This window comes from Cryobacterium sp. N22 (assembly GCF_002929555.1).
Classification (GTDB): domain Bacteria; phylum Actinomycetota; class Actinomycetes; order Actinomycetales; family Microbacteriaceae; genus Cryobacterium.
In genome coordinates, this window is sequence record NZ_PJJP01000038.1 from 303,283 (window position 1) to 313,808 (window position 10,526).

Consider the following 10,526-nt stretch of genomic DNA (forward strand, 5'->3'; position numbering starts at 1 on the left):
GTCACTGGTCCTCCGGGTCGAACGGGTGCGGCGGGTACGGCGGGTCGAGCAGGTGGTTCGCCTCACCCAGGTCGGCGAGATCGTCGAGCGGATGCCGGGCGCCGGTGCGGGTGAGGGCGTTCTCGATGGCCGAACGCACCAGCGGGGCGATGACGGCCCCCGGCGTCTCGATGCCGATTTCGCCGAGCAGCCGGGTGGCCTGGTCGACGATCGAACTGGAGAACGCCGTGGCCGTCTCGATGGCCTCGGCGTAGACCTCCCGGTCGCCCTCGGCCACGATCACCGGCTCACCGCCCATCTCCACCACGAGAGCCTGCGCGATCGGCAGCACCGGGGCGGGGGCGGTCACGGCGAAGTAGCTGTCGGCCAGACGGGTGATGTCCAGGCTGGTGCCCGTGAATGCCATGGCCGGGTGGATGGCCAGCGGGATCGCGCCGGCTCGTTGGGCGGGCAGGAGCACGGCGGTGCCGTAGCGGGCGGAGGTGTGCAGCACGAGCTGGCCCGGCTGCCAGGTGGCCGTGGCCGCGAGGCCGGTCACGAGGCTGTCCAGCTGGTCGTCAGGCACCGCGATGATCACCAGTTCGCTGCGCTCCACCACCTCGGGCACCGTGAGCACGGGAACATTGGGCAGGATCGCTTCAGCGCGGTCGAGGCTGGCCTGCGAGATCGCGGAGATGCCGATCAGGGCGTGCCCGGCGCCGGCGAGGGCGGCGGCAAGGATGGGTCCGACATGGCCGGCGCCGATGACGCCGATGCCCAGACGCCCCGGACGCGGCGTCACGGGGTCACCTCGGTGACGGTGGGACCGACCGGGTCGACCGGTCGCGGGGCCGGGGCGGGGGCGGGGTCCTGCCCGGTGCGGCTCCAGTGGTGGCTGGTGTCGGACTCCGCCGAGGCGACGGCGGCGGCGGTGACGGTCTCCAGCAGGCGCGCGGCCTCCCCCACGTCGATCACGCCGAGGGTGGCGGTGACCGGTCCGGTCACGGTGTGCAGCCGGGCGGTGGCCAGCCGCAGACGGCGGCGAACGGGTCCCTGGTTGATGCCGACGCTTTGCAGGCGGGCCAGGGGAACCAGCACGAGCTCCCTGGACAGCACGCCGCGGCGGAGCAGCACGGCGCCGGCGGAAATGGCGTAGCCGGTACGGCGCCAGGAGAAGGGCCGTAGCCAGGCCGCCCGGCGCGGCGCGTTGTGGAAGCCGTCGTCGCCGCCGCGGGAGGTGAGTCCGTGCTGGATCAGGACCCGCTGCTCGTCGAGCGCGAACCCGGGCAGGATCAGTTCGAGGACCTTGGCCACGTCGGCCAGCGACCCGACCGGCAGCACGGTGGTCGCCGCCTGGCCGGCGGCGCCGTCGTTGGTGGAATGGCCGGCCTTGTTGATGCTGATCTGCCACCAGCCGAACGGCCGCCAGGCCAGCGGCTGGGTCACCCCGACGGCGTGGATGCGGCCGGGCGGCAGGGTTTCGTTGCTTGTGGTGAGCAGCCCGAAGCCCACCCGCACGCCGTCCCTGGTGCCGGCGATGCTGTACCGCAGCGACTTGGTGAACCTGGAGATGTAGTACCCCACGCTGGCGATCAGGCCGGGGAAGATCGCGATCAGCAGCCATTCACTGCCGCCGACGATGACGCTCACGATGAGGGCGACGATGGCCACGGCGACGAAGACCGTGAAGCCGCTGAACACTATCGACCCGATCAGCCGCAGCACCGGGATCCGCACGACCGACTCCGGCGGGGCCGCATCCGGGTCCAGCTCGGGGGCGAGGAATTCGCCCACCCGGGTGTTGGCGTAGTCGTTCAGTGCCTGGCGGCGGCCGGCGTGCCCGGCGCTCGCTGGTCCGGCGGGCATCAGGGTGGGGTCGCCGTCCGGCAGCGGGGCCTCCGGAAGACTCTCGCCCGCGGCGGGCCGCGGCTGGCGGGCGCCGGAGGCCAGCTGCAGGATGTCGCGGCGCAGCCCGTCGGCCAGCGCGGAGCCGAGATAGGCGAGCTGCACGTTGGCGTCCTGCCCGGCCACACTCACCTCGAGCTTGGCCGCACCGAACAGCCTGGGGATGAGGGGGCGCACGATGTTCACGCCCTGGATGCGGTCGAGGCGGGCCTGCCGGTGGCTGCGGAACAGGATGCCGCTGCGCACCTCGACGGATTCGTCGCTGACCCTGAAGGTGTGCATCCGCCAGGACAGGGTGAACGCGACCAGGATGACGATCAGGATCGCGGCGGCAATCAGCAGCGCCCAGCCCACGGCGCCGCGTTCGTAGATCTCGTCGAGAGGGTCACCGGACTGCCGCGGAATGCCGAAGACCACGTCGACGAAGCGCTCGCGCAGGTTGGCGATGACAAAACCGAGCAGGGCGAAGACGAAGATGCCGCCGCGCAACACCGGGCTCGCTGGATGCAGGCGGTGCCAATCCCCGTCAGCGAGAGAGGTCACAACCCGGCCCGCCGGCTCTCGGCCAGTTCCACGAGGCGGTCGCGGAGGGCATCCGCATCGGCCTCGGCGAGGCCGGGGATGGCGACGCCGGAGGACGCCGCGGCCGTGACGAATTTCAGGTCGGCGAGGCCGAGCAGGCGCGCGATGGGGCCGCGGGTGATGTCGACCAGTTGCATGCGTCCGTAGGGCACTGACACGAACCGCTGGTACATGATGCCGCGCCGGAAGAGCAGGTCGTCGGCGCGCAGCTGGTACCCGATCGAGCGCACCCGGCGGGGTTCGAAGGCCAGGGAGACCAGGGTGATCAGCGCGATCAGCGCGCCCACCCAGGCGGCCCAGACCTGGTCAAGCAACAGCCAGAGCGCCCCGGCGGCGGCGCAGACTATGAGCAGGAAGATCACGGTTCCCACGATTTCGACCATGACGTACTTCGGCGACACGCGCTTCCATTCGCCGGCCTCCGGCAGGTCGAGACGCGCGCCGACCGGCGCCACGGACTCGGTGGGTTCGGTGCCGGGGTAATCAGGCACGGGCTGCTCCGCCATCGTTGGGTCCCCCATTGTCGTGATCGTGGTCGTCCGGCGGCAGTGTGCAGAAATGCTCCGCGACGAGACCGCCCGCGAGGAGGATCACGGCGCCGAGCGCCATCCCGATTGCGAGCCACAACGATGTTACCGCCGGTACCACCGACCGGGTGAGGATGAATGCCACGATGCCGAGGCCGCCGCCGAGCAGAAGCGCGCTGGCCAGGCTGGACGCCTTGGCGAGCAGGGCGATCCGCATGGCCCGGAACGGGTCGACGCGTTTCGTCGCACGACCTCTGGTGGCCTGGCGGATCGGCCAAGCCAGGCCGACGAGGATCACCGCGATCAGGATCAGGGCCAGGGGCAGGGTGAACGGCGGAACTATGATCGGCGCGCTCCAGGCCGTCGCCGCCAGTTCGACCAGAACCCCGATGACGAGCCCGGCCAGGCCCAGCGCGATCAGCTGTGTGGGATGGGTGCGCTTCATCGGTCGGTGATTTCGGTGTGCGCGGGGTCGGTGCTCGCGGTCACCGGGTGCGCCCTGGCGGTTCGTGCGGCGACGGCGAGGAGTTCGCGCACCCGGCCCCGGCCGGGCAGCTCGGCGTCAGGGTCGATGTCGAGCCAGGGGGCCAATACGAAGTCGCGTTCCGCCGCACGCGGGTGCGGGAGGGTGAGCCTGTCGTCGCTCTGACGGAGGTCGCCCAGGCAGATCAGGTCGATGTCCAGGGTGCGATCGCCCCAGCGTTCCTCCCGGACCCGGCCGTGGTCATTTTCGATGGCGTTGACGGCGTCGAGCAGGGCGTGCGGCTCGCCGGTCCAGAGCAGACTCACCACGAGGTTGAGGTAGCCGGGCGCGGTGAGGTCCACCCCGTCCGGCTTCACGGCGTCGGAGGCGTACACCGGTGAGATGGCGGTGAGCTGCGCCCCCGGCAGGTCGGCGATGGCGCGCACGGCGGCGGCCAGGGTGCCCTCGCGGTCACCGAGGTTGCTGCCCAGGGCGAGCACGGCCGTGCGTGCCGGCGTCGGTGCGGTGTCGGTCATGCGCGGCTCCGTTCGGTCTGCGTTCTGTCAATCTGCGTGCGTTCGATTTGCACCGACACGTCCGCGAAGGGGATCTCGATGGGAGCCTGCGGCTTGTGCACCGTCACCTGCACCCGTTCGGCGGCGTCGTGCGCGAGCACCACGTCGGCGATGCGCTCGGCGAGGGTCTCGATGAGATCGACGGGGTCGCGGCGCACGGCGTCGGCGACCTCCACGGCGAGCTCGCCGTAGTGGATGGTGCGGGCCAGGTCGTCGCCGGACGCCGCTGCCCGGAAGTCCAGCCAGACCGTCACGTCGATGACGAACTCCTGGCCGTTCTCGCGTTCGAAGTCGAAGACACCGTGGTGCGCGGTGATCCGCAGCCCGGTGAGGGTGATCGAGTCGGTGCTCATGTCCCTATTCTGGCCGAATCGACCCGGGCCAGCACGTTGAGGGCGGCTCGGGTGCCGGCCACGTCGTGCACGCGAACGGCCCAGGCGCCCGCCTGGGCGGCGAGCACGCTGAGCACGGCGGTCGGCAGATCCCGGTCGAGGATGGCGGCGTCCGCAGGCAGCACGCCGGCCAGGAAGCGTTTGCGGGAGGCACCGACCATGACCGGCAGGCCGAGCGGAGCGAAGGCGTCGAGCCTTGCGAACACCCGCCAGTTCTGCTCGGCGTCCTTGCTGAAGCCGAGGCCGGGGTCCAGCACGATCTGGCTGCGCGCCACCCCGGCGGCCTCGAGCACGGCCACGCGTTCGCTCAGTTCGGCGACCACGGTGGCGACCACGTCGTCGTAGTCGGCGAGGGTGTCCATGGTGCGGGCGTGGCCGCGCCAGTGCATGGCGATGTAGGTGAGGCCGGTGCGGGCGACCACGGCGGCCATGCCGGCGTCGGCGAGACCGCCGGACACGTCGTTGATGATGTCGACGCCGGCGTCGGCCGCCCGCTCGGCGGTCTGGGCGTTGAGGGTGTCGACGCTGGTCATGATGCCCAGTCGGCGCAGTTCGGTGATCACGGGCAGCACCCGGTCCTGCTCCACCTGGGGTGACACCCGGTCGGCGCCGGGCCGGGTGGATTCGCCGCCGACGTCGATGAGGTCGGCGCCAGAGGCGTGCAGGTCCACGGCGTGCCGCACAGCAGCGTCGGTGCTCGCCCACCGGCCGCCGTCGCTGAACGAGTCCGGCGTGACGTTAAGCACACCCATCACCAGGGTCACCGCACGACCTGCGTCCCGCCGATGAGGGCGATGATCTCCGATCGTGCCACGGGAAGCGCCAGGTCCCCGCGGCTGGCCATGGTCACGGTGGAGCTGCGGGTCTGGCGGGGACCCCTGGTGGTGACGCAGCCGTGGCTGGCATCGAGGACCACAAGGATCCCGCGCGGCGCCAGCCCGGTCTCGAGCGCGTCGGCGATCTCTTCGGTGAGCCGCTCCTGGAGTTGGGGTCTGGCGGCCAGGGTCGTCACGACGCTGGCCAGCTTGCCCAGGCCCACGATGCGTTCTCCGGGTAGGTAGGCCAGGTGGGCCGTGCCGAGGAAGGGCAGCAGGTGGTGTTCGCAGATGGAGCGGAACTCGATGTCGCGCAGCAGCACCAGTTCGCCGGTCCGGTCGCCGACCGGCACGGTGTCGCGCAGGTGGTCGAGCGGGTCCTGGCCGAGACCGGCGAAGAACTCGGCGTACGCCGACGCCACCCGCTGCGGGGTCGACTCCAGGCCGGCCCGGCCGGGATCCTCGCCGATGGCGGCGAGGATCTCAGCGACGGCCGCTTCGATGCGTGGCTGGTCGACTCCCACGAGCGCCGGTCTACGCGGTTGCGGGACGCGGTTTGCGTGCGGGGGCGCGCTTGGGCTTGTCGGCATCGACGCCGCCGCTGGTCACGCCGCCGTCGACCGCCGCGCCGTCGATGGGCGCCTTCGGTGTCGGCATCGCGATGGGAGGCAGGTCCGAGACCGGGCGCTTGTCGCTGGAGAGCCACTGCGGGCGCGGCGGCAACTTCTGCACGTCGGCGAAGATCTCCACGAGCGCGGTCTGGTCCAAGGTCTCGTGTTCGAGCAGCTTCGCAGCCAGGTCGTCCAGGATCGCCCGGTTGGCGTTGATCACGGTGTACGCCTCGTCGTGCGCGTTCTCGAGCAGCTGGCGCACCTCGGTGTCCACCCGCTCGGCGAGCCGCTCCGAGTAGTCCCGCTGGTGGCCCATGTCGCGGCCGAACATCATCTCGCCGGAGGCCGAACCGAGCTTGAGCGGTCCGACATCCGAACTCATGCCGAACTCGGTGACCATCTTGCGGGCCGTGGCGGTGGCCTTCTCGATATCGTTCGACGCCCCGGTGGTGGGGTCGTGGAAGATGATCTCCTCGGCGACCCGGCCGCCCATGGCGTAGGCGAGCTGGTCGAGAAGCTCGTTGCGCGACACCGAGTAGCGGTCCTCGAGCGGCATCACCATGGTGTACCCCAGGGCACGGCCGCGGGGCAGGATGGTGATCTTGGTGACGGGGTCGGTGTTGCGCATGGCCGTGGCCACGAGAGCATGCCCGCCCTCGTGGTACGCGGTGATGAGCTTCTCCTGGTCGCGCATCACGCGGGTGCGGCGCTGTGGACCGGCCATGACCCTGTCGACGGCTTCGTCGAGGGCGCGGTTGTCGATCAGCTGGGCGTTGGAGCGCGCGGTGAGCAGTGCGGCCTCGTTGAGCACGTTCGCCAGGTCGGCGCCGGTGAAGCCCGGCGTCTTGCGGGCGAGCACTTCGAGGTCGACTCCGGCGGCCATCGGCTTGCCCTTGGCGTGCACCTCGAGGATGCGCTTGCGGCCGAGCATGTCGGGAGCGTCGACGCCGATCTGCCGGTCGAACCGGCCGGGGCGCAGAAGCGCCGGGTCGAGGATGTCGGGCCGGTTGGTGGCCGCGATGAGGATCACGTTGGTCTTGACGTCGAAGCCGTCCATCTCCACCAGGAGCTGGTTGAGGGTCTGCTCACGCTCGTCGTGGCCGCCGCCCATGCCGGCGCCGCGGTGGCGACCGACGGCGTCGATCTCGTCGACGAAGATGATCGCCGGGGAGTTCTCCTTGGCCTGCTGGAACAGGTCACGCACGCGGCTGGCGCCGACACCGACGAACATCTCGACGAAGTCGGAACCGGAGATCGAATAGAAGGGCACACCGGCCTCGCCGGCGACGGCGCGGGCCAGGAGGGTCTTTCCGGTTCCGGGAGGGCCGTACAGCAGCACGCCCTTCGGGATCCGGGCGCCCACGGCCTGGAACTTGGCCGGTTCCTTGAGGAAGTCCTTGATCTCCTGCAGTTCCTCGATGGCCTCGTCGGCGCCGGCAACGTCGGTGAAGCTCACCTGCGGGGTCTCCTTGGAGACCAGCTTGGCCTTCGACTTGCCGAACTGCATGACCTTGTTGCCGCCGCCCTGCATGCCGGAGAGCATCAGCCAGAAGAACGCACCGATCAACAGGACCGGCAGGAGGATGCCCAGCAGCGACAGGAACCAGCTTGCCTGGGGAACCTCGTCTGTGAAGCCGTCCTTCGGGTCGGCGTCGGTGACGGCGGCGACGACCTCTTCGCCGCGGGGAGCGACGTAGTAGAACTGCACCTGCTCGCCGTAAGTCGAATCGGCCTTGCTGAGGGTGAGGTCGACGCGCTGGTCGCCGTCGACGATCTTCGCCTCAGACACCTTCCCGTCCTTCAGGAAATCCAGACCCTGCTGGGTGGAGATTTCGCGGAAGCCAGACATGGTCAAAAGACTCGACCCCACCCAGACGGCGATGACAGCCAGGATGATGTAGAGGAGCGGTCCGCGCAGCAGTTTCTTCACGTTCATGGTGGTCACAGGCTACCGCTCTCGTACTGGGGGAACACCGAGTGTTCGCCCAAAGGTGAACTGGAGGACGTCGTGCAGCGGAGCCTACTCGCCGGTGGAGTACACGTGCGGAGCCAGCACCCCGACGCTGCGCAGGTTGCGGTACTTCTCGGCGTAGTCCAGACCGTATCCGACGACGAACTGGTTGGGGATGTCGAAGCCCAGGTATTTGACGTCGATCTCGACGCGCGCGGCGGCGGGCTTCCGCAGCAGGGCGCAGATCTCCAGCGAGGCCGGCCCGCGGGACTTGAGGTTGGCCATCAGCCAGGACAGGGTCAGGCCGGAGTCGATGATGTCCTCGACGATGAGCACGTGGCGGCCGTGCAGGTCGGTGTCGAGGTCCTTGAGGATCCGCACGACGCCGCTGGACTGGGTGCCTGACCCGTAGGAGCTGACGGCCATCCAGTCCATCGTGACGGGGTGCACGAGTTCGCGGGCCAGGTCGGCCATGACCATGACCGCGCCCTTGAGCACGCCCACCAGAAGCAGGTCCTTGCCGGCGTAGTCCGCTTCGATCTGCCGCGACATCTCGGCCAGGCGAGCACGAATCTCGGTCTCTTCGATCAGGATTTCGGTGAGGTCGCCGTCAATGTCACGAGGTTCCATGGGAGCGGAAGAGTCCTTTGTTCGGGGTGTGTCGAGGAGCAGAAAACAGAAGCATCCCCCCCTGCCGTTCCACTCTAACGCCTGGCAGGTCGAGCGCATTCTGCCCGTGCCAGTCGGTCACGAGCCTGGCCACGGCCAACGTGTGGCTGCGTTCCAGGGCCACACCGAACTCCCTGGCCACCACATGGCGGATCATTCGCTGGCGGAGGGCCGCCGGCTGCACGGCCAACGCGCCGACCGACACGCCGATGCCGGCTTCGGCCGGTTCGCCGATCTCCCCGACGAGGCCCTGCACCAGGGCGTCGAGGGCGTCGGCGTCCTCCCGCAGCGCCTCGGCGGTGCGGGCGAGCGCTTCCGCGATGCCCGGCCCGAGCTCGGCTTCGAGCACGGGCAGCACCCGCTGGCGCACCCGCACCCTGGCGTAGCGGGTGTCGGCGTTCTGCGGGTCGGACCAGGCCGGCAGACCCGCATCCAGGCAGGCCTGCCGGGTCACGGCGCGGCGGATGCCCAGCAGCGGCCGCCGGTATCGCCCGCTGATCGGCGCCATGCCCTGCAGGCTCGTCGCACCCGACCCGCGGGCCAGGCCCAGCAGCACGGTCTCGGCCTGGTCGTCGAGGGTGTGGCCCAGCAGCACCGCGGTCGCACCCGTGCCGGCCAGCGCCTGTTCGAACGCGGCGTACCGCGCGGTCCGCGCGGCGGCTTCCGGGCCGTCGCCGGCGTTGCTCGGCACCGCAACCGGCACGATCAGCACCGGATCCAGTCCGAGCTGCCTGGCCTGACCGGCCGCGACGGCGGCGGTGTCGGCCGAGCTGGCCTGCAGGCCGTGGTCGACGATCACGGCACCGGCGGTGAGGCCGGCCCGCGGTGCCTCGAACGCCGTAGCGGCGGCCAACGCCAGCGAATCCGCTCCCCCGCTCAGCCCCACCAGGACCAGACCGGTCTCGGGCAGCAGCTCGCGCACGGCACGGCGCAGGTCGGCGATGGCCGGCGACAGTCGCGGGCGGCGGGTGGACTCCATCCAGTAACGTTATCCGCAGACTTCGAATAAGGGAGATACCAGGCCATGGCCGAATACGACGCAGTCATTGAAATCCCACGCGGTAGCCGCAACAAGTACGAGGTGGACCACGAAACCGGTCGGGTCTACCTCGACCGGGTGCTGTACACGAGCTTCGTGTACCCCACCGACTACGGGTTCTTCGAGAACACCCTGGGCCTGGACGGCGACCCCGTCGACGTCCTGGTGCTGCTCGACTTCCCGTTGTTCCCCGGCGTGGGCGTGTCCGTGCGCCCCGTCGGCGTGTTCAACATGACCGACGACGGCGGCTCAGACGCCAAGGTCATCGGGGTTCCGGCCGGCGACCCGCGTTGGGACCACATCCAGGACGTCACCGACATCCCGGAGTACACCCGCAAGGAGATCGAGCACTTCTTCGAGCACTACAAGGACCTCGAGCCCAACAAGTGGGTCAAGACCGAGGGCTGGGGCGACGCCGCAGAGGCCGACCAGATCGTGCGCGACGGCCTCAAGAAGCTCGTCGACGAAGGTCACTGACCGGCAGCGACACGCTGAACGACAGAAGCCGCTTCCCTTCGGGGAGGCGGCTTCTGTCGTTGGTGCTGGGGTTTACGGGCTAGGACGGTCGGCCGACGTACGGCGCGACCTGGCCGGGCGACCAGATGCTGTGCACCCGCACGGGCTTGCCCACGTCCGGCGCCTCGAGGATCTGTCCGCCGCCGACGTAGATGGCCACGTGATAATAGTTGCCCGGCGAGCCCCAGAAGACGAGGTCGCCCATCTGCACCTGCGAGAACGAGACGAGTTTGCCCTGACCGGCCATGGTGTTGTACTGGTTGGTCGCCGAGTGGGTGCCGATGTAGATACCCGCGGCCGCGTAGGCGGCCTTGGTCAGGCCGGAGCAGTCCCAGACGTCGGGGCCGGAACCGCCGAGCTTGTAGGCGTCGCCGAGCTGCGCGCGCGCGAAGGCAAGTGCGGTCTCGACGGCTGACGCGTTGGGCGCGGCCGGGGCCGACACCACGGGTGGCGGAGCGGGAGCAACAGGAGCCGGGGCCGCGGGGGCCGGGGCTGGAGCGGC

The 10,526-nt window shown here is 70.0% G+C and carries 13 protein-coding genes; 1 reads left to right on the forward strand and 12 read right to left on the reverse strand.

Annotated elements, in window-relative coordinates; all coding sequences use genetic code 11:
- Position 1: 1 nt before the first annotated feature.
- From CXY76_RS19705 to tilS, 11 genes are all read right to left on the reverse strand, one after another.
- A complete protein-coding gene (locus tag CXY76_RS19705) occupies positions 2–781 on the reverse strand; it encodes a Rossmann-like and DUF2520 domain-containing protein (protein WP_233199911.1) in 780 nt (259 codons plus the stop codon).
- Positions 778–2,427, reverse strand: coding sequence for a PH domain-containing protein (locus tag CXY76_RS19710; RefSeq protein WP_104166046.1), 1,650 nt, complete (start codon positions 2,425–2,427; stop codon positions 778–780). Before CXY76_RS19710 ends, CXY76_RS19705 begins: the two co-directional genes overlap by 4 nt.
- A complete protein-coding gene (locus CXY76_RS15375; protein ID WP_233199913.1) occupies positions 2,424–2,957 on the reverse strand; it encodes a PH domain-containing protein in 534 nt (177 codons plus the stop codon). The genes CXY76_RS19710 and CXY76_RS15375 overlap by 4 nt, the downstream gene beginning before the upstream one ends.
- Positions 2,950–3,438, reverse strand: a complete 489-nt coding sequence (locus tag CXY76_RS15380; RefSeq protein ID WP_104166050.1) for a DUF3180 domain-containing protein — start codon at positions 3,436–3,438, stop codon at positions 2,950–2,952. Before CXY76_RS15380 ends, CXY76_RS15375 begins: the two co-directional genes overlap by 8 nt.
- Positions 3,435–3,992, reverse strand: a complete 558-nt coding sequence (gene folK, locus CXY76_RS15385; RefSeq protein WP_104166052.1) for a 2-amino-4-hydroxy-6-hydroxymethyldihydropteridine diphosphokinase — start codon at positions 3,990–3,992, stop codon at positions 3,435–3,437. Before folK ends, CXY76_RS15380 begins: the two co-directional genes overlap by 4 nt.
- Positions 3,989–4,384 carry a dihydroneopterin aldolase gene (gene folB / locus CXY76_RS15390; RefSeq protein ID WP_104166054.1) on the reverse strand — a complete coding sequence of 132 codons (396 nt, stop codon included), beginning with the start codon at positions 4,382–4,384 and terminating at the stop codon, positions 3,989–3,991. Before folB ends, folK begins: the two co-directional genes overlap by 4 nt.
- The gene (gene folP / locus CXY76_RS15395; RefSeq protein WP_199190333.1) at positions 4,381–5,175 is read right to left on the reverse strand and encodes a dihydropteroate synthase; all 795 of its coding nucleotides are present in this window, start codon (positions 5,173–5,175) and stop codon (positions 4,381–4,383) included. Before folP ends, folB begins: the two co-directional genes overlap by 4 nt.
- 8 nt (positions 5,176–5,183) lie before the next feature.
- Positions 5,184–5,762, reverse strand: coding sequence for a GTP cyclohydrolase I (folE, locus tag CXY76_RS15400; RefSeq protein WP_199190327.1), 579 nt, complete (start codon positions 5,760–5,762; stop codon positions 5,184–5,186).
- A 10-nt stretch (positions 5,763–5,772) separates the two neighbouring features.
- Positions 5,773–7,785: an ATP-dependent zinc metalloprotease FtsH gene (ftsH, locus tag CXY76_RS15405; protein ID WP_104166119.1), complete on the reverse strand. Its 2,013-nt coding sequence runs from the start codon at positions 7,783–7,785 to the stop codon at positions 5,773–5,775.
- 84 nt (positions 7,786–7,869) lie between these two features.
- Complete coding sequence (gene hpt, locus CXY76_RS15410; protein ID WP_104166060.1) at positions 7,870–8,430, reverse strand: hypoxanthine phosphoribosyltransferase; 561 nt, start codon at positions 8,428–8,430, stop codon at positions 7,870–7,872.
- Positions 8,417–9,448: a tRNA lysidine(34) synthetase TilS gene (tilS, locus tag CXY76_RS15415; RefSeq protein WP_104166062.1), complete on the reverse strand. Its 1,032-nt coding sequence runs from the start codon at positions 9,446–9,448 to the stop codon at positions 8,417–8,419. The genes hpt and tilS overlap by 14 nt, the downstream gene beginning before the upstream one ends.
- 45 nt (positions 9,449–9,493) lie before the next feature.
- On the opposite strand from tilS, the gene CXY76_RS15420 reads away from it, so the two are divergent.
- Positions 9,494–9,985, forward strand: coding sequence for an inorganic diphosphatase (locus tag CXY76_RS15420; protein WP_104166065.1), 492 nt, complete (start codon positions 9,494–9,496; stop codon positions 9,983–9,985).
- Between the two features lie 79 nt (positions 9,986–10,064).
- On the opposite strand, the gene CXY76_RS15425 is transcribed toward CXY76_RS15420, so the two are convergent.
- On the reverse strand, positions 10,065–10,526 hold a 462-nt coding region (locus CXY76_RS15425; protein ID WP_233199915.1), incomplete at its 5' end, for a C40 family peptidase.